The organism is Verrucomicrobium sp. BvORR106, from assembly GCF_000739655.1.
In the GTDB taxonomy this organism is placed as follows: domain Bacteria; phylum Verrucomicrobiota; class Verrucomicrobiia; order Verrucomicrobiales; family Verrucomicrobiaceae; genus Verrucomicrobium.
In genome coordinates this window covers 12,741-33,794 of sequence record NZ_BATR01000042.1, presented here as the reverse complement: position 1 = coordinate 33,794, position 21,054 = coordinate 12,741, and the positions used below count along the sequence as shown (strand labels likewise).

At 61.7% G+C, this 21,054-nt stretch carries 19 protein-coding genes; 7 read left to right on the top strand and 12 right to left on the bottom strand.

What is annotated here, in order from left to right; translation table 11 throughout:
- Positions 1–22 precede the first annotated feature (22 nt).
- The 11 genes from BV106_RS06545 to BV106_RS06495 form a co-directional block, all read right to left on the bottom strand.
- Positions 23–499 (bottom strand): hypothetical protein, encoded by a 477-nt coding sequence (locus tag BV106_RS06545; protein ID WP_265595392.1) that lies wholly within the window; start codon positions 497–499, stop codon positions 23–25.
- A 22-nt stretch (positions 500–521) separates the two neighbouring features.
- A complete protein-coding gene (locus BV106_RS06540) occupies positions 522–1,262 on the bottom strand; it encodes a hypothetical protein (protein WP_038162274.1) in 741 nt (246 codons plus the stop codon).
- Positions 1,263–1,419: 157 nt separating this feature from the next.
- Complete coding sequence (locus BV106_RS06535) at positions 1,420–1,920, bottom strand: hypothetical protein (protein WP_265595391.1); 501 nt, start codon at positions 1,918–1,920, stop codon at positions 1,420–1,422.
- Between the two features lie 24 nt (positions 1,921–1,944).
- Positions 1,945–2,403, bottom strand: coding sequence for a DUF3592 domain-containing protein (locus BV106_RS06530; protein ID WP_038162271.1), 459 nt, complete (start codon positions 2,401–2,403; stop codon positions 1,945–1,947).
- Positions 2,404–2,487: 84 nt separating this feature from the next.
- The gene (locus BV106_RS06525) at positions 2,488–3,825 is read right to left on the bottom strand and encodes a GDSL-type esterase/lipase family protein (protein WP_038162269.1); all 1,338 of its coding nucleotides are present in this window, start codon (positions 3,823–3,825) and stop codon (positions 2,488–2,490) included.
- A 19-nt stretch (positions 3,826–3,844) separates the two neighbouring features.
- Positions 3,845–4,285, bottom strand: a complete 441-nt coding sequence (locus BV106_RS06520; protein WP_038162267.1) for a hypothetical protein — start codon at positions 4,283–4,285, stop codon at positions 3,845–3,847.
- Positions 4,286–4,320: 35 nt separating this feature from the next.
- Positions 4,321–5,508 carry a DUF1501 domain-containing protein gene (locus BV106_RS06515; protein ID WP_051945264.1) on the bottom strand — a complete coding sequence of 396 codons (1,188 nt, stop codon included), beginning with the start codon at positions 5,506–5,508 and terminating at the stop codon, positions 4,321–4,323.
- Positions 5,509–5,573: 65 nt separating this feature from the next.
- The gene (locus BV106_RS35145) at positions 5,574–7,106 is read right to left on the bottom strand and encodes a DUF1800 domain-containing protein (protein WP_051945262.1); all 1,533 of its coding nucleotides are present in this window, start codon (positions 7,104–7,106) and stop codon (positions 5,574–5,576) included.
- 49 nt (positions 7,107–7,155) lie between these two features.
- Positions 7,156–7,719 (bottom strand): hypothetical protein, encoded by a 564-nt coding sequence (locus tag BV106_RS06505; RefSeq protein WP_265595390.1) that lies wholly within the window; start codon positions 7,717–7,719, stop codon positions 7,156–7,158.
- A 105-nt stretch (positions 7,720–7,824) separates the two neighbouring features.
- The gene (locus BV106_RS06500; RefSeq protein ID WP_038162265.1) at positions 7,825–8,706 is read right to left on the bottom strand and encodes a hypothetical protein; all 882 of its coding nucleotides are present in this window, start codon (positions 8,704–8,706) and stop codon (positions 7,825–7,827) included.
- Positions 8,707–8,756: 50 nt separating this feature from the next.
- Complete coding sequence (locus BV106_RS06495) at positions 8,757–9,557, bottom strand: DNA-formamidopyrimidine glycosylase family protein (protein ID WP_038162263.1); 801 nt, start codon at positions 9,555–9,557, stop codon at positions 8,757–8,759.
- 174 nt (positions 9,558–9,731) lie between these two features.
- Here BV106_RS06495 and BV106_RS06490 point away from each other — a divergent pair, with 174 nt between their 5' ends.
- A complete protein-coding gene (locus tag BV106_RS06490; protein WP_051945260.1) occupies positions 9,732–11,972 on the top strand; it encodes a DUF1549 and DUF1553 domain-containing protein in 2,241 nt (746 codons plus the stop codon).
- A 143-nt stretch (positions 11,973–12,115) separates the two neighbouring features.
- Positions 12,116–13,522, top strand: a complete 1,407-nt coding sequence (locus BV106_RS06485; protein WP_038162261.1) for a DUF1501 domain-containing protein — start codon at positions 12,116–12,118, stop codon at positions 13,520–13,522.
- Between the two features lie 634 nt (positions 13,523–14,156).
- Here BV106_RS06485 and BV106_RS06480 read toward each other — a convergent pair.
- Entirely contained in the window at positions 14,157–15,230 is a 1,074-nt protein-coding gene (locus BV106_RS06480) for a hypothetical protein (RefSeq protein WP_265595389.1), read from the bottom strand.
- 117 nt (positions 15,231–15,347) lie between these two features.
- On the opposite strand from BV106_RS06480, the gene BV106_RS06475 reads away from it, so the two are divergent.
- The 5 genes from BV106_RS06475 (at position 15,348) to BV106_RS06455 (ending at position 21,053) form a co-directional block, all read left to right on the top strand.
- The gene (locus BV106_RS06475; RefSeq protein WP_038162257.1) at positions 15,348–16,169 is read left to right on the top strand and encodes a hypothetical protein; all 822 of its coding nucleotides are present in this window, start codon (positions 15,348–15,350) and stop codon (positions 16,167–16,169) included.
- 79 nt (positions 16,170–16,248) lie between these two features.
- On the top strand, positions 16,249–16,737 hold the full coding sequence (locus tag BV106_RS06470) for a hypothetical protein (RefSeq protein WP_038162256.1): 489 nt from the start codon (positions 16,249–16,251) through the stop codon (positions 16,735–16,737).
- Positions 16,738–16,792: 55 nt separating this feature from the next.
- Entirely contained in the window at positions 16,793–17,014 is a 222-nt protein-coding gene (locus tag BV106_RS06465; RefSeq protein WP_038162254.1) for a hypothetical protein, read from the top strand.
- A 204-nt stretch (positions 17,015–17,218) separates the two neighbouring features.
- The gene (locus tag BV106_RS35140) at positions 17,219–19,864 is read left to right on the top strand and encodes a right-handed parallel beta-helix repeat-containing protein (RefSeq protein WP_051945259.1); all 2,646 of its coding nucleotides are present in this window, start codon (positions 17,219–17,221) and stop codon (positions 19,862–19,864) included.
- A 124-nt stretch (positions 19,865–19,988) separates the two neighbouring features.
- The gene (locus tag BV106_RS06455) at positions 19,989–21,053 is read left to right on the top strand and encodes a hypothetical protein (protein ID WP_038162253.1); all 1,065 of its coding nucleotides are present in this window, start codon (positions 19,989–19,991) and stop codon (positions 21,051–21,053) included.
- The last annotated feature ends 1 nt before the right edge of the window (position 21,054 follow it).

Here is a 21,054-nt window from a genome sequence, read left to right as displayed (position 1 = left end):
GTTCTAAAAAAAGGCGATCCACCTAAATTGTCAGAAAACTCCTGATGGAGTCGTGACTCTGTTTTAGGAAACTGCTCCACGGTTGTTTGGCATCGAACTCATAGGCCTCATGCTCAAACTCCACGAGGACTCCTCGGCGAACATCCGGCAAGTCGAGGTATCCCATCGCGTCCCCAGATCCCCAGTCAAAGAATGGATAGTAAACTTCTGCGATACTCGGATGGGTTTTAACGAACCAGTCACGGATCAAGACCGAGAAGCCATGAAACTCGCGGGTCGGGAGGAACTGCCATGCCATCTCCTGATTGGGAAGAGCCAGCCCCACACCATCATGATGAGAATAGAGGTCACAGAACTCCTCGGTCCAGTGATAGCCAGTGCTTCGCTTGAACTCGGAAATGGCTTGCTCAGACACGGGTGCAGGCAACACCAGTTGGCTGTCGCCACTCTCATAGTAACGCCCATGTCTTTGTGTTAATAGATCTGTCCAGTTCTTCATGGAATTCTTGAACCAAGCTTCATCAAGGAACAAGGCCCCAAGAGAACGAGCCCTCCTTCATTATCTCGTTGACAGTGATACTGACGATCCTGCCCGTACCACCCTGTTGCGAAACGCGAATCCGCCATTGCTCCACACCTCCTGTGCCGGTGATGATCCAGCAGGCGATGGTTTTTTCCTCCCCATTCCCTTCTATTTTGGGATCGATAAAATATTGCTTCAGCGTGCGCTTCTCTTTGATCGCCCCCGCCATCCAGGCGTTCTGGGAGGGGTTTCGGGTCCAGAAATCAGATGACAGATAAGTCCGCTTGGGGCCCTTGTGCAAATAGGCAAGACTCCCACAGAGGCGTCCCACATCATCCTTGTTTGTTTCTGCGTTCAAGGCTCCGAGCCTCGTCCCGAACATGCCTGATATGATCTTGAGCCCTTCCTCGCCACTGACGCTGATCCATCGTCCTCGTTGAATCACATAACGGCAGCTCCCCCCATTCCCCTTGTAAAGGAGCACCACGTGCTGGGACGTGTCGCCATAGTCTATCATGTTGTTTACCATCCACTGCTCCACCGGAGACTTTAAGACGGCCATGGTTTGCCGCACCACAGCGTGGGGAACATCAACCCAGGCCCATTGTGGTTTGGCGGGATCGCCAACGCGGATGGTGGGGGGCAGTTCGGCGGCAGCCACTGATGCTGAGCAGCAGGCAAGGCCCCCGATGATCATCACCGTTGCCATCCAGTACTTCATTCGTGCGACGCGTCCCATGGCTGATTCGTTTTACAGACCCTCGGCTGAAAAAGGTTTGGCGTTCTTGGTGGTCTATTCATGGTCAGGGTTCATTCAAGCACAAAGAAAACCCAGGCCGATGAACCTTTCTGGCCAAGCGCAGAGAACTCACTCGCCTGGCACAACCCCGCAAAGCCTACTGCTTTCGCTTCACCGAGAGCGGCAGCTTGAGGAATTCATAGCTGCGCCACCGGCCTCCGTGGGAGAGCGTTGAAAGATCCAGATGAAGCCCAAGATAGAGGATGCAAACAAGCTCCTCCACTTCGAAGGTTGCGTTGCCGGCATGGACTTCCACGACACCGGAACCAAAATGCAGGAGGCTCCCCATGGGCAGAGTGCCTGACTCGATTGATCGCACAAGGTCGGACACGAACTCCGACTCGGGATGCTCTCGCGTGTAGTTCAGCATGCCCAGTAGCACCTGTTCATGGGAAACAACGGGCAACTGTCTGTTTCCAAACTTTTTCTTCAACGCGACATTCAAACCAGCCAGGCCCTCGGCAATCGGCGTCTCCGCCTTGAAGCCTCTCCAAAGACTGATGTGCTCAGCGATCTCCCGCTGGGTCATGTCTTGCCCCATCGCGCCTGTGGCCAGGCCTGCCATGCAAAAGACAACCAATGGGAGTTTCGAGATCATTCTGGATAGGCGCATTGGGTGAGGTCACCCATTGATGATCTGGCGTCGTTTTCTAAACCACTCGACGAGCGCACTCGGACCTGCACAGGCGAGAAGGCCATATAGCAAAATCGCGATGACTGCCATCACATGGCCTCCTATCAAACCTGAAAAAATGTCGAACGTGCTGCTCTTGCTGGTGCCAAGGATGACTTGGGTGGGATCGTGCGGCAGAGACAACACAGAAACACTCTGCCCTTCCGGCAACCTCCCCCGAAAGTCTTTCACAAACCGGCGCCCATCCATTTCGAGGACGTAGTAGAAGGTGTTGCCGCCCTTTGTCGAATGACTGACGTGATCCAGCGCCACCACATGCGCCGTCTTTTCGACCCCATATCGGCTGAAAGCGTACGTCTCAAACGCGAGCCCAATCGCTATCCAGGCTAGAAGCACCGCCCCCGCCGGGACCAACAGCCAGATGAATCCGTTCCAAAGTTTTTTCATAGCGTTGCACTGAGACTCGGAAACGACTGCAAGTCATCCATTCCCGCAAGCTGCAGTAATTCGAGGGGTGAATTCCTCGCCCGCCTACCTTCCCACCGGCCCCAGCTCCTGCTTCACCTTCACCGGTTCTGCGGCAGGTTCGGCTGGCTTCAGGAACTCCATGACCGCAGGTGTCAGTTCTTTGGCAAAGAGCTCGTATCCCTTGGCTGTGAGGTGAATGTTGTCTGCCTGGAAGAGACCTTCGAGGAGTTTGCCGTCACGGCGGAGAAATTTGGCCCCGGGGTTCAGGAAACTGACGTTGTTCCACTCCTCAAGCTGCGCGGCCAGCACGTTGAACTCCGTCGCACGCTGACGGTTGACGTCGGTGAGATCTGCGCCCACGGGCAGCAGCCCCACCACGAGGATCTGGCTGCTGGGGACGCTGCTGCGCAGCTTCTCCACCACGGCACGCAGACCCGCCACCACCTCTTCACTGCTGTTCTGCCCGCTCCAGAGGTTGTTGAGGCCCACCATGAGCACGACGACCTTGGGGGCGGGGTCCTGATCTTCCAAAAGACCGTTTTCCAGACGCCAGAGGAGATTGCCGGTGGTATCGCCGCCGAGGCCGAAGTTGGCCGACTTCAGCGGGACCAGAATCTTCTGCCAGGCCTCACGACCCGTGGTGGTCCAGCCCTGGGTGAGGGAGTCGCCCAGAAAGGCCACCTCGAAGCCGCCCTCTTCGGCGCGACGCACCTGACTCTCATGAAAGAGCTTCCAGGCCCGGGGGCGGTCTGGGAAATAACCCGGCACGGCCGTCACCGGCACCTTCTTCACTTCAGCGGGCGCTCCCGGCGCCTTGGGTTCTGCGCCAGGCTTCACGACGGTGACCTTGATGCCCTCCGCCTTCAGCTTCACATCATCCAGCCAGGCCTTCCCCTGCCCCTCCACATAGAGCGCGATGGCGAGCTTGCTGGCATTCTCCGGCACCGCGATCTCGGCCTCCAGCTCCTGCCAGTCATGGGTGCCCTCCAGCGTCTTTACCGGAAAGCAGTCGTTGGTGGTAAACCGTTCATCAAAAAACTGGGCCGCAAAGTTCACCTTGGCCGCGCCCTCGGTCTTCACCCAGCCGCTCAGCGTGATCTTGGACGCCGGCTTGACGGACAGCATCTGGTGCGCGCAAGCGTTGCGATTGTCTGTAAGGGTGCTGCGATCCACACAGAGGCTGGCCTTGCCGCCGTGAAACACAGTCGTGTCCCGGGCGACGATGCAGTCACCAAATTTGCCCGTCCAACCCAGAGGCACGCCCTCCCCACCTTCCATGCCGGGGTTCAGCAGGCGCAGCTTTGGCTCTTTGTCTTTATCCTTGTCGTCCTTCTGCTCCTTGTCCGCCGCCCCCAAGGCAAACGGGAAAAGCAAACCCAGAGCGATGGTGCAGAATTTCATGGGGGCAGGGCTGGAAAGGTCAGGTAGGCGACGACGCGGGCGTCGCATCGGATTCGCGGGAATCAGGAGACTGGTTGTCAGATTTTTTTCCACTGTGCAACCAGTTCAACAGCCATCCTTCGGCGATGACCAGGACGAGCACTCCCGTGAAGCGCTTGTGGAACCAGATCGGCTCACCCAGCTTCATGAGCAGGGCCATGACCAGCGTCCAACCGCCCACGGCCAGAATCACCAGACCCACCGCCTGCCAGAGACCCTTCTTCTCCACCATGCCTTTCGCCCGGGCCGCCAGCACGCCGCCCCAGATCAGGAGGACATAGCCTAGGGCAAAGGTGATCTTGCCGCCGAGGATTACAGATTTTTCATCCACATCCAGCCCCTTCATCAGCCAGCCAATGTATTGGAACAGCAGCCCAAAGGCGAGGCACTGGGAAATCTTGAGCTTGTGGGCGTACTCCATGGCGAGGCCCGATACTGGCTCATCTGGAGCAAATCTCAAGCGAGCAATCCGACTGGTCGCGGGGCAAACTCTGGGAACACTTCCTGCGGGCGCCCCAGCCCCATCGCCCCCTTCAGCACCTCACCAAAGACGCTCCGGTAGTCATGGGAGATCTTCATGCCCCCCGGACCGGTGAGCGTCTCCTCCACCACGCAGGGCCAGCCACCCAGGATCTGGCCGCCCCGCAGACGCTCGCTCAGCACCAGGGTGGCAAAGCCCCGGCCGTGATCGGTGCCCAGGGAGCTGTTCTCATAGATCCGGCGGCCAAACTCGGTCATCACCATCACCGTCACGTTCTGGCGATGCTCCTTGAGATCGTCGTCAAACGCCGCCAGACCTTCTCCCAACACCTTCGCCCGCTGGGCTTGAAGTCCCTCTGCCGCGCCCTGGATGAAGTGGGTGTCCCATCCTCCCAGGTCCAGGCACGCCACCTCCAGCCCCACCCTGGCCTTGATGAGCCGGGCCACCTCCCGCAGGCCATTGCCAAACCCATCCTTCGAATACTTCGCCCCGTGCGCAGGCGCGTAGTCGTTGGTCTGGAGTTGGCGCACGCGCTCGAACAAGTCCAGCGTCTCCCGCCCCTGCTGCCCCAGCAAGGTGACATCCGCTCCATACAGCCTCGCCAGGGCTTGCGCTGCGGCCTCCGTCTTGCCGGAGGGCGTCTTCAAAGCAATCTCCTGGAGCGACTGGATGACACTCACGACAGGCGCTCCGCGCAGTGACTCCGGGAGCGTGGTCCCAATCGCGACGGCGCTGAGTGGGCCTATGGCGGGATTTGCCCGCGCCCGGAGAAACCTTCCCAGCCACCCTCCTCCTGCCGGGGTGCCCACCATGGAGTCGCCATGCTCCATCTGGTCCTGACATTCAAAATGCGATCCGCTCGTGTTGTCCGTCCCCACCCCCTGGATGATCGACAGCCGCCCTTCGGCAAACTTCTCCTGAAGCGGCTGCAACATGGGATGAAGCCCATAACGATCGTCCAGACGAACGGCAGACGCACTCCCGCCGCCCGGCGGCTTGATGCCGATGGTCGGCCGGGCCCGGTAATACACATCATCCGCATACGGCACCACGAGGTTCATCGTGTCCGCCCCGCCCCGGAGGAAAATACACACCAGCGTGTGCTTGCCAGCTTCATCCACCGCAGGAGATGAAGAGACGGCCAGGTTGGTGAGGAGGCGCATGGGGAATGAAGTTCTTAGTTCTTGGTGCTTCGTGCTTGGTTAACGGGACGGCACCTCAATCCCTTTTAGCACCTCTGAAAAGCCGGGGAGGCCAGGACGGCACCGAGCAGTTCACCGGGATCCGTCAGATGCGTCAGCGCCTCCTGCTCCGCTTCCACAGGACGGCGACCGCAGGCGTGGGCGAAGAGATTGTCAGCAAACTTCGCTGAAGGCGGGTTCTTGAATTTGGCACCGGGTTCGAGGACACGACGCAACGCCCAGGCATCGATCCCGACGGTGGGCACCTTGCCGCCTGCGAGTGCGAAGGCGAAGTTCCAGCGCCAGAGCAGCGTGCCCAGCCAGGGAGCCTCTTCATCCGGATAGCCATCCGGGGTCGGGTGCTGAAAGAGCCCCTGCCCCATGCGATGCAAGTAGTCCAGGAGCGGCTTGTGAGCGTGCGTGTCCGCCGCCACCGCCCGCAAGGCGGAGACCACAAAGCGGAACGGCCGCTTGAAAAGGGCACCTCGTGATTCCGCGAACTCCTGGCTGTTCAGGATCACCCGCAGGAGACTCTTGATGTCTCCCGAGGTGCGGGTGAACTCCGCCGCCACCCGGTCCACCAGCTGAGGGACAGGCGTGTGGCTGACAAAGCGGTGACAAAGCTTGCCTGCCAGATAACGCGCCGTGGCGGGGTGGTTGCAGGCAATGTCCACCAGCCGTTCCAGATCCGCCTCGCCGCCTCCGGCGGGAATCTTCTGCCCCAGCACCGTCTTGGCCCCGTCATCATGCCAGTCCGGCTTGAAGTAGGTGACGCCACGGGCGGGGGCAAAAAGGTTCAGATCCTTCAGCATGCCGCGCTTCAGATCCACCGTCCAGCCCGTGAGGCAGCGCGCCGCCTCGTGCACATCCTCCTGCGAGTAGCCACCGGCCACGCCCAGCGTATGCAGTTCCATGAGCTCCCTGGCATAGTTCTCATTGGGGGCATCCTTGGGGAAATGCCGGCGCACCTTGTTGTCCCGCCCGTCCAGGTACGTGAGCATGGCGGGCGATTTCGCGGAGGCCAGGATGAGCTCACGAAAGCTGCCCAGCGCATGCCGGCGCACCACGCGGAGGTCGTCGCTGGGTTTCAGGTAAATGCAGTCGCCTTTTTCGAGGTCGACGTTCAGGTGGTCCGTCCAGAACTCCACCATCACCTCAAAGAGCTGCCGCCGGCTGTACACGGCCCGCAGGAAGGCGTGCCGGGTGATCTCGTCGCGCAGCACCTCCTTGCGGAACTCCCACGCGTTCCCCGGCTCGAAGTGGAGAGACTCAAACGCCCCGGTGCGCAGATCGCAGAGGGTGTCGTCAAGCGACTCCGGTTGCAGTTGTTCCTCGATCCACGCCGCCCGGCCCAGAGCCCGGAGCCGCTCCACCTCACCCGGCCAGGGGCCAAAGGTGGCCCGGCTCAGCAGGTGAAAATCCGGATCCACCTCCGCCGCATCACACACCGCCAGGGAGTCCGGCAGGCGCTGCCTCGCCTCCTGGCTCAGCAGGCTGGTGGCCCGCTCACAGGAGGCCAGCATGCCCACACCGCCCGCCAGCGCGGAGGATACGATGAAATCACGTCGGCTCGTTTTCATGTCAGGACCCCGTTGTCACACGCGGACGACTTGCGCATTCAAAGCCGGATCACGCCTGAGGCAGACTGGGCGGCCCCGGCACCAACGCGGACGGCAGGGGCGGAGCAGCGACAGGTTGCGGCAGATGAGCCTGCCTGCGCCCGAACCACGAACGCACCTGGATGCCCGCGCCCAGCACTGGCATCATCAGCAGCAGGAAGAACCAGCCGATGAAGGGTATCAGCAAACAACCCACCACGACGAGCCCGCCCTTCCAGGTCGCCCGCCACGCCTCGTCCCCGGTCTTGAACTGGGGCCACAGGATCTCGCCCACATGGGTGGCCAGCCCCGCCAGACCGGCCAGGGACCACAGCAAGGTCCCGCCCAGCAGCAGCACGTTGGCGATCTGGAACACGGGCTTCCCACCGGTGCTCAGCACTTTGGCCAACAGAAGGACAGCCGCCACCACGGGCAACCCCACCAGCAGGCTGACCAGCAGCCGCCGTGTGGAAGCATTCCGATTGCGTTCCACCATCGCAGGCCACTTGGCCCGGGTGAAAAGCCACAACGCCGGCAGTCCCACTGCCGTACCCAGCCCCATCAGAAGGTAGAAGAATGTTTGGGAGAATAGCATGGTGATACAACGCATGACGCCGCATCAGCCCGCTGGTTACACGCGAATTCAGCCCAAGTGATCCAGAGTTGAAAATGGATCACCTTCTGAAACGGAGTCTCCGCCTCACACCGCAACCCGGGAGACCCGCCAGACTCCGCTTTCATCGCGATGCATCGCCAGCGCCCCCAGGTAATCCGTGCGCGCCGCCCCCTTCTCATACAGAGCGAAGAGGAATCCTTCTGTGGGATCGACCACCTCGGTCAGAATCCTTCGCTCCCGCGGGGATTTGGCCACGGCCTCGGCAATCGATGATGACCAATCAGCACCGGCAGGCAGAGGCACCACCTCGTTCCCCCAGGCATCAGAGATCAAAAAGCTCCGGCCCGATGCATTCAGCAACGAGAGCTCTTCCCAAGCCGCGATCTCCAAGACTGGAATCACCGCACCCGGAGGCAGTGGCGTGGGATCCATGACCCACGAGCCCGGCAGCATGCCCCCCAGCACATGCACATGATTGCGACGCAGCGGCTGCTCCCAATCGGTTTGAAAAGGCTGTAGATGCAGCAGCGCGGGCCAGAGCGGCGCATTGGCCAGGACTGGCACCGCCACCTGAGGCGGCAGGGTTCGAGGAGCATCCGGCTGCACGCGGTGCCATGCATCCAGCACCCGATCTAAAAGAGATTCAGGCACGATCGTTGGCTGCACGCTCCAGCCCCGCCGGTGCACCCCGAGCGCCAGCGCGAAGATGCCTTCGTCCGCGAGAGCGATTTCAGGAGCCTCCGGCAGTCCCTCCAGCAGCGGTGCGAGGACTGGCCAGGGGTTCTCCGCGCGCAGTCTCTCCAGCTCGCTCGCGCTTGCAGAGAGGAACCGGTCCAGCAGATGCCCCACGGAGGTCAGATCTTTGTGCCGGGCCCGGCCTAGATGAACGGGTGCTGATGGTGCGAACGCCCCCAGTTGGGAAAGGTCTTGAAGGGCGGAGGATGCGGGGAAGGCCTCAAAGAACATCGGAAAGAACTCGGCAAAAGAGATGATGGCGCGGGGTCAGCCCAAGGGGGCTAGTTCAGTTTTTGGCACACGGGGCACCAGCAGGCGGTGCGCCCACGCAGGGATTCCCTCACCAGTTCTGCCTGACAACGCGGACAAACGTGACCGTCTTCCCACCGGTAGCGGAAGAGCCAGTCCTGCGGAGGATCGCTCCAGTCCACCCCCACCGTGTCCATCGCCCCTTTGCACACCTTCTTCACGGTACGGTGCAGGGCAGTGACCTGCTTGGCGGTCAGGCTTCCAGAGGGGGTGGCAGGAGGCAACTTCATCTGCCACATGATTTCGTCCGCCATCCAGTTCCCGACGCCGGGAAAATAGCGCTGATCGAGAAGGAGCATCTTGAGCGGCACCCGGGCGTGGCGTTGCAGCACCCCAGTAAGCAGCGCAGTGGTGAAGGCATCACTCCCGATTTCGGGTGGCAGCGCCTGCCAGAACTCCGGCAGAGCGTTCCCCTGATGGTACTGCACCAGGCCAAACTGGCGTGGATCCGTGAAAATCAGCGCTCGATCGCGCAGGTGGAGCACGAGGTGGTCGTGCTTGGCAGCCTCATAGGGCTGCGGTGCCACACGCGTCTCCCCGGTCATGCCCAGATGCACCGCCAGCCATTGCCCCCGGCTGAACTTGAACAGCATCTGCTTCCCGTGGGTCAGTACCTCCTTGAGCGCCGCTCCGTTCATTCCCTCCTCCAGCGCCCCCGTGTCACAGCCGCGAAAGACCCGGGATTGGGCGTGCAGTTCCACCCTTCGGACCGGCTTTCCCATTCCAGCCGCCCACTGCTTCGCGTAATAATAAACTTCTGCCAGTTCCGGCATGGTGACCTCCCGTTGCAGGCCCAGTTTCCACTTTGGGCTCAGGCCTCACCTTGGCACGGGTCCCCTGAAGCACAAGCGCCCAGTCCCAGGCCCGCTCCCACGCCGGTTGGCCCGAAACATTCTCCCCCCGCCAAACGTTTTCCTCTGACCTCCTTTTGATCCGCCCTCCCCGGCATGCCGTCCCGTCTGCTCCAGACCCTGCCTTCCGCGCTTGCCCTTGCACCTCTGCTGGGCTGCGGCGCGCTTGCGGCCGGTGAGGTCTCCTACACGAATGACGTGCAGGCGGTGATCGCCAAGGCGGGCTGCAATCTGGGCACCTGCCACGGCAACGCCACGGGAAAGGGCGGCTTCAAGATGTCCCTCCGGGGTGACGACCTGGACTATGACTACGCGGCGCTCATCCAGGATGTGAGCGGCCGACGCGTGAACCTCTTTGAGCCGGATCGCAGCCTGTTGCTGCTCAAGGCCACCCAGGCGCTTGCCCACGAGGGCGGCAAACGCTTTGGCAAAGACTCCTGGGAATACCGCACCCTGCGTGACTGGATTGCCCAAGGGGCCACGCGCCATCAACCCGGCGAACGCAAGCTCATCAAGCTGGACGTCACGCCACAGGAGCAGATCCTGGTGGAGCCCGCTGCCGAAGTACAGATCAAGGCGATCGCCACCTTCTCCGACGGATCGCAGGAAGACGTCACCTCCCAAGCCGTGTACGAACCAGCCCAAGTGGGGCTGATCCAGATCACGCCCGCGGGAAAAATCACCAAGCTGCAGAACGGCGAGCCCACGCTCATCGTCCGTTATCTGAACAAGCAGCAACCGGTGCGGCTGGCCTTTGTCGCCGCCCGACCCGACTTCGAGTGGACGCCCACCCGCCAGAACAACTACGTGGACCGCCACGTATTTGCGAAGCTGAAGTCCCTGCGCATGACTCCTTCCCCTCTGGGATCGGACGAAGTCTTTGTGCGTCGCGCCTACCTGGATCTTTGCGGCATCCCACCCACCGGGGCAGAGGCCCGGCGCTTTGTGGCGGATCAGGCACCCGACAAGCGCGAGCTCCTGGTGGACCGGCTCATGGCGACCCAGGAGTTCGCCGACTTCTGGACGCTGAAATGGGCCGACTCCCTCCGCGTCGAGTCCCGCACCATGGACAAGCGCGGGATGACCGCCTTCCATCAGTGGATCCGGAACGCCGTCGCGACCAATGTCCCCGTGGACCAGTTTGCGCGCACCATTCTGGCGGCCCAAGGCAGCACCTATGAGGTGCCGGAGGCAAACTTCTACCGCGCCATGCGCGAACCCAATGCCCGGGCAGAAGGCATCGCCCGCGTCTTTCTGGGCACCCGGCTTCAGTGTGCCCAGTGTCACAACCACCCCTTTGACCGCTGGACGCAGGACGACTACTTCCAATGGAGCGCCGTCTTTGGTCGTGTGGACTACAAGGTCCTAGAGAACAAGGGCGTGGACAAGAACGACAAGCACGCCTTCAACGGTGAGCAGGTCGTGGAGCTGATGAAGGAGGTGAAGTTCACCAATCCGCGCACGGGGGAGAAACTGAAGCCCAAACTGCTGGGGGCCGCGGAGCTCGATGCGCAGACGCTCTCGGCCAAGAACGACCTCAAAGCCGCGGCGGACTGGATCACGAATCCCGCCAACGCCCTCTTTGCCGAAGCCCAGGTGAACCGCATCTGGGCCCACCTCATGGGGCGCGGCCTCGTGGATCCGGTCGATGACTTCCGCGCCACAAACCCGCCCACCCATCCTGAACTGCTCAAGCAGCTCGCCCGCGAGTTTGTGGACTCAGGCTATGATCTTCGTCAGATCGTCCGGCGGATCATGACCTCCCGCACCTACCAGCTCACCAGCGAGCCCAACGCCACCAACAAAGACGATCAGCAGAACTACTCGCACGCCCTGGTGCGCCGTCTCGGTGCCGAGCAGTTGTTTGACTCCTTGCACCAGTTCGCGGGCATCACACCGGAGTTCCGCGGCTGGGGGCCGGAGATCACCCGCGCCGTACAGCGCCCCGGCCCCACCAACGGTCGCAAGCGCGACACCGTGGGCGGCGACAGCGAACAGCTCCTCGCCCAGTTCGGCCAGCCTCCACGTCTGCTGGCCTGCGAGTGCGAGCGGACCGATGAAACCACCATGGGCCAGGCCTTCACCCTCATCAGCGGGCCCAAGGTGAACGAACTCCTCAAGCGGCGCGGCAACGCCCTCGGCCGCCTGCTGGACAGCAACACCCCACCCGAGGAGCAGGTGGACACCCTCTTCTGGAGTGCCCTTTCCCGCGCCCCCTCCCCCGAGGAACGCGCCACCCTCGCCAAACTCCTTTCCCAGTCCTCCGACAAACGCGCCACCCTCGAAGACCTCGCCTGGACCCTCGTCAACGCGAAGGAATTCGTGCTGAGGCGATGAGCTTGCGGAAGATGAGATTCAGACAGAATTAACGAAATTAACAAAATTTAGAACTCATGTGAGACTCGTGTGAAGCCGAATACGCAACAGCAGAACTCTCATTCAATTCTGTTAATTCTGTCTAAAACCTTCCTATTGTTTCGATGAACCCTCGCTCCCACGCCTGCACAAACTTCGCCGCCACCCGGCTGCTGAGCCGGCGCTCCATCCTGCGCGTGGGCGGTCTGGGACTCTTTGGCATGAGTCTGCCGAAGCTGATCTTTGCCGAGGAGGCCGCACGCAATCCCAAGCTCGTGGCCAAGGCGAAGTCGGTGATCTTCCTCTTCCAATGGGGCGGCCCCAGCCACCTGGAGACTTTTGACATGAAGCCGGACGCCCCCAGCGGCATCCGGGGTTTTCACAAACCGATGTCTTCCAACGTGGACGGCATCCAGGTGAACTCACTGCTGCCCAAGACGGCCAAGGTCATGGACAAGGTCACGCTCATCCGCAGCGTGCACCACAACATGAAGAACCACAACTCCGCCGGCTACTACGCACTGACGGGGCATGCGCCGCCCAGTGATGATCAGCGGCTCAAGGACACCCCGGATCTCTTTCCCGCCTACACCAGTGTGGTGGACCGCATGAGCCCTGCGATGGGTGAGGTTCCCACCTCGGTGCATCTGCCCTATGTGGTCAGTGATGGCACCCAGACACCAGGCCAGTTTGCCAGCTTCCTCGGCAAGGGCCGCGATCCCTTCCTCGTCACCCAGGATCCCAACCAGCCCAAGTTCGCCCTGCCCGAACTGAGCCTGCCTGAGGGGATGACCTACGAGCGGCTGCGTTCCCGACGGGAGATGCAGAAGCTCGTGGATTCCCAGAGCCGCCTGCTGGAGTTCTCCGCCGCCGCCCAGGGTCTGGACGGCTACTATGAGAAAGCCCTGGGCATGCTGGAGAGCACCCAGTTGCGTGAGGCGTTCGACCTCAGCAAGGAGCCGGACAAGGTTCGAGACGCCTACGGTCGCACCACCTACGGCCAGAGCTGTCTGCTCGCCCGCCGCCTCGTTGAGGCGGGGGTGAAGTTCGTCACCGTCACGTTCTCAGAGAGCATCGGCGGACGCACCACCACCGATGGCGGCTGGGACACGCACGGGTTCGACAACACCCGCATGTTCCCCATCATCGAGCAGCGTCACCTCCCCATCACAGAGCAGACCCTGCCCACCCTGCTGACCGATCTGGATGAGCGTGGGTTATTGGATGAAACCCTCGTGATCTGGGTCGGCGAATTCGGCCGCACGCCCAGGGTGAACAAGGCCCTGAGCCGCGACCACTGGCCCTTCTGCTACACCGCCCTGCTGGCGGGCGGCGGTGCCAAGCGCGGCTTTGTTTATGGGGCATCCGACAAGACCGGAGAACACCCCGCCGACAAACCGGTGACGCCCGATGACCTGGCCGCCACCATGTACCAGCTCATGGGCATCGATCCGCACACCGAGGTGCGTGACGTGGCCAACCGCCCCGTGCCGCTGAGCTACGGCAACGCGATTGAAGGCGTGATGGCGTAGTGCGGTTTTCGGGCCGTATCGTAGTTTCATTGAACCTAGAAGGGGTGCCAAATGGCGCTGGATGTGGCGTCATGTTCTGGCACACCTTTCAGGGTGCCCATCCTAAAACGACTTTCCAGGGGTATCGCTACGCTCAACCCCTGGCTACCGTCTCGAATGCCTTCGGCATGAGAAGGATCTCGCGGCCATCATCGCTGGAGAAACCCGAATGGGACCACAGGCCCCATGGCATATCTGCTGTATTTGAGGGCTCGCTCCGCCAATGTGGACGAACCGTCCCGGTTCGTGCGCCCACACTACCCAGCACACCCAAGAGCCGGGACGGCTCTTCTACCTTCCCCAGGCGCCCTGCTCCCGGTAAAGAAGGCGGGGTCTCCGGCCCCGCGTGGAAGCGGAGAGTCACATTGAAGCATGGCCGTGGCGACCTCTGACCGCCCACCACCTCAGGCTCACGGTGAGCGTTGCATCTCTCCTTCGCGCTTCAATTCACACTCGCGCCTCTATGCCGAAGGCATCCCAGAAGGTAGCCAGGGGCCGGGCGAGTTCAACGAGCCCTGCCCCTGGTATGATGGCTATTTCATTGCACCCTGAAGGGGTGCCAGACGTGGTCTCACGCGATACTTCACCCCATCAATCAATCAAACCGGATCGTGATGTCCTGCTGCACCGGCATCACGGCCGCCGGGGGCGGTGTGGCGGCAGCCGGGGCTGCACCACGGGAAGGTGCTGCTGGCGCCGGGGCGGGGGCTGCGCCGCCAGGACCGGGAGGGGTGAAGTTGGCAATCGGCGTATTACCTTGAACCGGAGCCGGGGCGGGGGCCGTCGGCTGGGCTGCAGGACGAGGAGCCTGCGCCTGGGGTTGGGCTTGACCACCGCCACCGCGGGAGTCACCCCAGCTGAAGACAAACGTGTTGGCATCCACCTGCCGCATGCCAGTCTGACCACCGGAACTGACGGGAGCCTGAGTTGCGGAGGGGGCCGGAGCCGAAGCCGCCACGTGAGGCGCGGCCGCCGGTGTGGATGCAGGAGCCGGGCTCGAGGACGGAGCGATTTCTGATCCCGCCCCTGCCCAGGCCGCGCCACTGCTACCTGCTCCCGCGCCTGCGGGCTGGCTCTTGGCCTGCACATAGGCCGCCTGCACTTCCGCCGGAGCTGGAAGTTTCCAGGTGCCACCGAGGTCCGCCGTCACAGGGAATACCAGGCGCATCTTCTCTCCGCTTTCTGCCAGGATGTTGAAGGTGATGGCGGAGTTGAAAGTGACCAGCAGTTCACGGGGATACTCGATCGACTTGAGCGAAATTTCATCCACCCGACCACCTGGCGTCTGTTTCTGCACCAGCTCACGCAACTGCTTGGCCTTGCGCGTGAGATCATCCTCCAGCTTCGACGCGATGGCATCCATGTCGAACTTCACGGGAGCATCAGCCGTGGAGGTCTGCTTCCGCGCAGCCGCCAACTGGTCCTCAAGTTCGGTATTGCGGGCCTTGAGCCGGGCGACCTCATCGGACGAGGCGGAGGCACCGCTCATGCGCTGCATTTTTTCCTTGAGCTCATTGAGCTGTGACTGGGTCTGCTCGAGCTCGCGATTGCGCTGTTCCATCGCGGCGCGTGTCTCAATGATCTGTGACTGAAGGGCGTCATCCTCCCTCGCACAGGAACTCAATGACACCATGCCGAGCACCGCCAGCAGGCTACTTGCATTTCGCAAGGGGTTGGAAAATCGGGTCGGGGTGTACCTTGTTTTCATAAAGTTTGGCTTGCTTTGCTGCTGGCAAAAACCTTAGTTCGACCGCTATTTTACATCACCCCGCGCCATTCGCCAGCCATGATGCTTCGATTTCGCCCCCTTCTTCTCGGATGCTTCGTTCTTCCACTCGCCCTCACCCAACCCGCTCCTGCACAGGAAAAGGCCGGTTTTGACCCCAGCAAGGCAGAGATTGCCCCGCTTGGTCTACCCAGCCCCTATGACAAGTTCCTCGGCCTGGACCAGGTGCTCAGTCTGAATTTTGATGACTGGAAAAAAGTTTATGGCGACATCGCCACGGACGTGGTGGCGGACAACTTCACCAACGAATCCGACACGGCCCTCGCGCTTGGCGTGAAGATCGCCGACGGCGTCATGGCCATCAAGGCGCGCAACGTCCAGGGCCTCAATGACTGCTCCAAGCAGATCGAAGACCTTGCCAAAAAACTTGGCGTCAAGGACGAGGAAATGAGCCGTGCGAAGACCGTGCGCGCCCATGCCAACAAGGGCGAATGGCTCCAGGTGTTCATGGAACTGGGCTTCCTGCAGACGGACATCATGAAGTCCCTCCGCGCCCAGGGCAACACGAAGCGCCGCTCCCTCATCATCACCGCCGGCTGGATGCAGGGTCTGCAGTACACGGCCTATGTGGTGAAGAACCACTACTCCGCGGCCGCTTCCAACTACCTGCGTGAACCGGTGCTGGTAAAGGCCATGCAGGCAGACCTGAACAACCTTCCTGAGGACATCAAGACCTCACCCAAGGTCGCGGCTGTCATTGCGGCTCTCCCCTCCATCCTCGAAGGCGTGAACATCCCTCTGGATGGCTCCATCTCCAAAGACGGCGTTGAAAAGCTGAATAACGCGGCAAAAGGCATCGTGGAAAAAATTACTGGGAATTGAAAAAGTTTGTCACAGGGGCGTGTCAGTCCACATGCATGCAGCAACCCCTTAAACCATCTTGCCAAACAACTACAATACCATGAAACACCGTGTTAAGTCCCTGATCGTTGGCGCTCTGATGCTCGCCTCCACCACCGCCCTCAAGGCTGACCCCCGCGAGGCTGAAGATGTCGCCTACCGCATGGCCACCAGCTATGTCGCGAAGGGCTTCTCCATGGCCCCCACCGACCACAGCGGCGTGCTGGGCGGCGGTCAGGCAGTTCGTTTCCTCATCCCCGTCACCAAGGGCCTGGACTATGTGTTCCTGTCCGGTGCGGACCGCAGCGCGCTCGATGTGGACGTGTATGTGTACGATGAAGTGGGCAACCTGATCCTGGATGACCGCCGCGGTTCCAAGCTGGCTGGCGTTCAGTTCCGCGCCTCCTACAACGGCACCGCCATGGTCTACCTGCACATGGCCCGCGCCAACGGCCTCGCCTCCTACTACGTGCTGGTCGGCCGCCGCGGTGTCGCCAAAGACGGCGGGCCTTCCGCTGTGACCGGTGAAGCCGGCGTGCAGCCCAACTAAGCAGCCCCTCCGCCTCCGAATCTACTTTTTGCCAAACTCAAACCCAGTGATCCAAATGAAAAGCATCCTCAAGCTGACCATCCTGGCCGCCGTCTCCGCTTCGCTCATGAGCTGCGCCTCTGACCCGCCGCCAGAAGTGCACAACCACTACTACCCGACCCGGACGGTCCGCCCCACCACCACCTACACGAAGTCCGCTTCCGTGAGCACTGGCGGGTACAGCAAGACGCCTGAGAACTTCGAAGCCGTGACGCCTCCTCACAGCTACTCGAATTAATCGGTCACAAAAAACGTCTCTTGCAGCCCTCACGCTGCATCATGCGCCAGCTCGGGGAGCCCGGGCTGGCGCCTTTTTTATTTCAATACCCGCCGCAGCTGGGCTGGCAGAGGTCTTTCGTTTCCAACAATTATCAGCCCCAGCACGTGATCATTTGCAAAGCGGCGCTCTTCCCCGACTATATCCCGCTTTTGCTCCCCAGCCATGTCTGACGAAAAGCCGCCTATCAACCTGGATGACATCGATTTTGGTCACACGATCCGTGGGCACCAGAAAGGCGACCGCGTCTTTGAACGCTTCATCCTGCAGCGTCTGCTGGGTCGAGGGGGCATGGGAGTGGTCTGGCTGGCCAAGGATGAGCGCCTCGGGCGGGAAGTCGCCCTCAAGTTCGCCCCGGAAGCCGTGCGCTATGACGACGTGGCCGTGGATGAGCTGAAAGAGGAAACGCTCAAAGGCCTGAACCTCGCCCACCCGGGCATCGTCAAAATTTACGACTTCCTGCTCGATGACGACCATGCCGCCATCAGCATGGAGTTCATCGATGGCGAAAACCTGGGTGTCCTGCGCACCCGCCAGCCCAACAAGGTGTTTGAGCCCCGCCAGATTGCGGCGTGGGTCAGCCAGTTCCTGGAGGCGCTCGACTACGCCCATCGCATCGCCAAGGTCATCCATCGTGACCTGAAGCCAGCCAACCTGATGGTGGACCGGGACGGCAACCTCCGCGTGACCGACTTCGGCATTGCCCGCAGCATCTCGGACGCGATGAACCGCGCCACCATGGCCGTGGGCAACTCCACCGGCACGCTGGCCTACATGAGCCCCCAGCAGGCCGACGGGAAGAAGCCCCACGTCAGCGATGATATCTATGCCTTCGGCAGCACGCTCTATGAGCTGCTCACTGGCAAGCCCCCCTTCTTTAGTGGCAATATCATCCACCAACTGAAGGAGGATGCCGTGCAGTCCCTCTCGGAACGGCGGCAGGAATTCGGCCTCATCAATGCCGAATCCATCCCTGTAGAATGGGAGCAAACCATTCTGGCCTGCTTGGAGAAGGCCCCAGAAAATCGTCCCAGCAGTGCGCAAATCGTCCGTCAGCGCCTGGGCCTGGCCCCTGCTGGCGGCCCAGAGATTCCGCCACTGCCCACCACCTCTGGTCATTCGACCGCCACGGGCGCTCTGCCGCCCGCCTTCCCCGGTCACCTCACCTCCCACGCCAACGCCACCCAGACCTATGTCCGGGCAGGAGCCGGGATGACTGAAATGAGCGTCCCCACACGGGGCATCGGCGCGGGTGCGGTGCGAGTGGGCCCGGGTGTTACCCCGGCCACAGCGGGCTCCCATCCCTCCACAGGGACGGCCCCTGGCACCGGCACGAGTGAAGTTGCCCCGAAGAAATCCAACGGCGTCATCATCATGGTGGTGCTGGTTATCCTGCTCATGGGCGTCGGCGTCATGGGAGCAGGCGGTTGGTGGGCCTACAACAATCTGCCCTATTTCAAGAAGAAGCCAGTGCCGACCGATCCGCACGTGGCGCCCAATCACCCCACCTCGCCTCCCACTCCGAATTCCAATCCCAGCTCGAATTCGAATCCGAGTTCCAATTCCCACACCACCCCACCCGTGGTGGTGAAGAACGAGACGAAGCCGGAGCCCCCTGCCATTCCGCCGACTCCCAAGACGGAGCCCACGCCGTCCATTCCGTCACACACCCAGAATCCTCCCACTCCCCCGCCTACTACTTCAGGCAAGGTGACCACCCTCCAGGCGGCCATCAACGCCGCCAAGGCTGGCGACACGGTGACGATCCCTGCGGGTATCTATGAGGAACAGATCCGCTTCAAGTCGGGCATCAACCTTAAGGCAGAAGCCACCGGCAAGGTGATCGTGCAAACCGACGGCAAGGCAGGCTCCGCCCTGCTGGCCGAGAATTGCGAAGGCGGCTCGATCAAAGGTTTTATCTTCCAGCACACAGGAGATGACGTTCCCGACAAGGTGAGCTGGCCCGTCGCGATGCTCAAATCCAGCAGCCTGCTTCTGGAAGACTGCACCTTCCAATCCGGGATTGGCGATGGATTGCTCGTCGCCGGCGCTGGCAAACCCCAGATGGTGCGTTGCAGCTTCCAGAAGAACACCCGTAACGGGATCACCCTGGAAAGCGGCGTAAACGGCAGCCTGACCGAGTGTGAATCCCGCAAGAACGGTGAAAACGGCGTCGAAGTCCGCCATACCGGCACTTTCCCGGTCCTCCAGGCCTGCATTCTCGCTGAGAACGGCCTCTCCGGCGTGGTCGTGAAGGACGGCGCTTCCGTCAACGTGATCGCCAAGACCCAGTGCCGCTCCAACGCGGAGGCCGGACTGGCCGCCGCGGGTGATGGCACCAAACTGACGGCGACCGATGTTGTCTGCGAAGACAACGGCGTCGGTGTGGCCGTCCAGCAGAACGCGGTGGTCAAACTCGAGAACAACAAGGTGCTCCTCAGCAAACAAGCTGGGATTCAGCTCGACTCCCCAGGCACCGGCAGCGCAGTGCTCACGAACGAAGTGGAAAAGTGCAAGCGCGACGGGATCCTCGCCGTGGGGGGCAACGCCGTCTCCATCAGCATCGTCGGCAACAAGGTCAAGGGCAACGCCGGCACGGGCATCGTGGTCTTCGGCCAAGGTTTTAAACCACGTGTGGAACAGAACGAATGTTCCACGAACGGAGAGTACGGCATCCTCGCATCCGAAGGGGTGGGCGGATCCATCACGGACAACACAGCCCGGGGCAATCACCTGGCCGGTGTTTTCAACCAAGGCGGGGCCAAGGACCTGGTAATTCAGGGCAATATTGCCGACCAGGGCGGCAATTGAGTTGAGCGCCGGAGCGATCCGGTTGTCCACGTTCTGCGACAATTAACCACTCCCTCGCACAAGGGAGTGGATGATTGACACCCCTTGCTCCAGCCCCTAGGATCACCTTTTTCTAAAATTCTTCATGGCCAAGCCTGTTGCCATCCTCAGTCCCGAATCCAATAAGTCCCACCATGTGGCTCAAGCTGCCTTGTACACGCTGGCCGGGATCACAGTGGCCGGAGTCGTCTGGGCGCTCGGCCTCCGATCCGGCAACGAAGCCCGGCAGTCTGGTGCCACCCCGGTGGGTTTGGAACCCTCCAACCCAGCTGGGGTGATCCCGCAGCCTGCGCCCACTCCGCAGCCTCCCGCGACGCTTTCGACAGCTGCTCCCCTGCCGGCACCGGCACCGGTACCGGTCGCCGCCTCGCAGCGACCACTCCTGCCCGCAGGGCGGGAGTTGACGCAGCCACAGATTCTGGAGGCCCTGGCGGTCGGCCGTCAGGCCCGCTCCCAGGGGGACATGCAGGGCTCGCTTCAGGCCTTCCGGCAGGCAGACCTTCAGCAGCCCAACCATCCTGAAATTCTGTCTGAAATGGCCCTCTCTTATGAGGCCATGGGCATCATGACCAAGGCAGAAGCCCTTTGGCGCTCGATCGCCGCCATGGGCGAAGCCGGGGCTGGCGGGTACGCCTCTCTCGCCAAGGCCAAGCTCAGCGGCGGCACCGGCCGTCCTGAACTGACCGCTCCAGCGTCATCTGGCAGCCCCATTACTTTGGGTGCCTGCACGATCATCAAGGATCCCACCGTGACCAAGGGCGAACGCATTGCCGTGCGCGTCCCGCTGATCGCCACCCCCGGCACGGTCATTGATCCCGCCCAGATGGACATTCACGTGTTCCTCTTTGAAAAAGTGAACGGCGAACGGGTTGAGCAAGCCCGTGCAGCCGCCCCTACCCTCAACTGGGTCTCTGCCCCGGTGAACTGGAAGGATGCCAACGAGGAGCTGGTGGACGTCGTGTACGATCTTCCGCCACCCAAGCCTGAAGAAGTGCGGGACCTCGGCCGGAGAACCTTCCACGGATTCGTCGTTAAGCTGTTCTACCAGAACAAACTGGCTGGAGAACAGGCCCAACCTGGGGACTTGCTCGACTTCTCGTCACAACCCAGCGCCCCCGCTGGTCTGGACAATGCTCTCTTTCCCAAGTGAA

What these genes read in the sequence shown, in the direction of transcription:
- BV106_RS06505 (WP_265595390.1), bottom strand. Translation starts at nt 7,719, where the DNA reads ATGCTATTCTCCCAAACATTCTTCTACCTTCTGATGGGGCTGGGTACG.
- BV106_RS06530 (WP_038162271.1), bottom strand. Translation starts at nt 2,403, where the DNA reads ATGAAAAAACTTTGGAACGGATTCATCTGGCTGTTGGTCCCGGCGGGG.
- BV106_RS06455 (WP_038162253.1), top strand. Translation starts at nt 19,989, where the DNA reads ATGGCCAAGCCTGTTGCCATCCTCAGTCCCGAATCCAATAAGTCCCAC.
- BV106_RS06465 (WP_038162254.1), top strand. Translation starts at nt 16,793, where the DNA reads ATGAAAAGCATCCTCAAGCTGACCATCCTGGCCGCCGTCTCCGCTTCG.
- BV106_RS06475 (WP_038162257.1), top strand. Translation starts at nt 15,348, where the DNA reads ATGATGCTTCGATTTCGCCCCCTTCTTCTCGGATGCTTCGTTCTTCCA.
- BV106_RS06495 (WP_038162263.1), bottom strand. Translation starts at nt 9,557, where the DNA reads ATGCCGGAACTGGCAGAAGTTTATTATTACGCGAAGCAGTGGGCGGCT.
- BV106_RS06500 (WP_038162265.1), bottom strand. Translation starts at nt 8,706, where the DNA reads ATGTTCTTTGAGGCCTTCCCCGCATCCTCCGCCCTTCAAGACCTTTCC.
- BV106_RS06490 (WP_051945260.1), top strand. Translation starts at nt 9,732, where the DNA reads ATGCCGTCCCGTCTGCTCCAGACCCTGCCTTCCGCGCTTGCCCTTGCA.
- BV106_RS06520 (WP_038162267.1), bottom strand. Translation starts at nt 4,285, where the DNA reads ATGGAGTACGCCCACAAGCTCAAGATTTCCCAGTGCCTCGCCTTTGGG.
- BV106_RS06485 (WP_038162261.1), top strand. Translation starts at nt 12,116, where the DNA reads ATGAACCCTCGCTCCCACGCCTGCACAAACTTCGCCGCCACCCGGCTG.
- BV106_RS06545 (WP_265595392.1), bottom strand. Translation starts at nt 499, where the DNA reads ATGAAGAACTGGACAGATCTATTAACACAAAGACATGGGCGTTACTAT.
- BV106_RS35145 (WP_051945262.1), bottom strand. Translation starts at nt 7,106, where the DNA reads ATGAAAACGAGCCGACGTGATTTCATCGTATCCTCCGCGCTGGCGGGC.
- BV106_RS06515 (WP_051945264.1), bottom strand. Translation starts at nt 5,508, where the DNA reads ATGCGCCTCCTCACCAACCTGGCCGTCTCTTCATCTCCTGCGGTGGAT.
- BV106_RS06470 (WP_038162256.1), top strand. Translation starts at nt 16,249, where the DNA reads ATGAAACACCGTGTTAAGTCCCTGATCGTTGGCGCTCTGATGCTCGCC.
- BV106_RS06535 (WP_265595391.1), bottom strand. Translation starts at nt 1,920, where the DNA reads ATGATCTCGAAACTCCCATTGGTTGTCTTTTGCATGGCAGGCCTGGCC.
- BV106_RS35140 (WP_051945259.1), top strand. Translation starts at nt 17,219, where the DNA reads ATGTCTGACGAAAAGCCGCCTATCAACCTGGATGACATCGATTTTGGT.
- BV106_RS06540 (WP_038162274.1), bottom strand. Translation starts at nt 1,262, where the DNA reads ATGGGACGCGTCGCACGAATGAAGTACTGGATGGCAACGGTGATGATC.
- BV106_RS06525 (WP_038162269.1), bottom strand. Translation starts at nt 3,825, where the DNA reads ATGAAATTCTGCACCATCGCTCTGGGTTTGCTTTTCCCGTTTGCCTTG.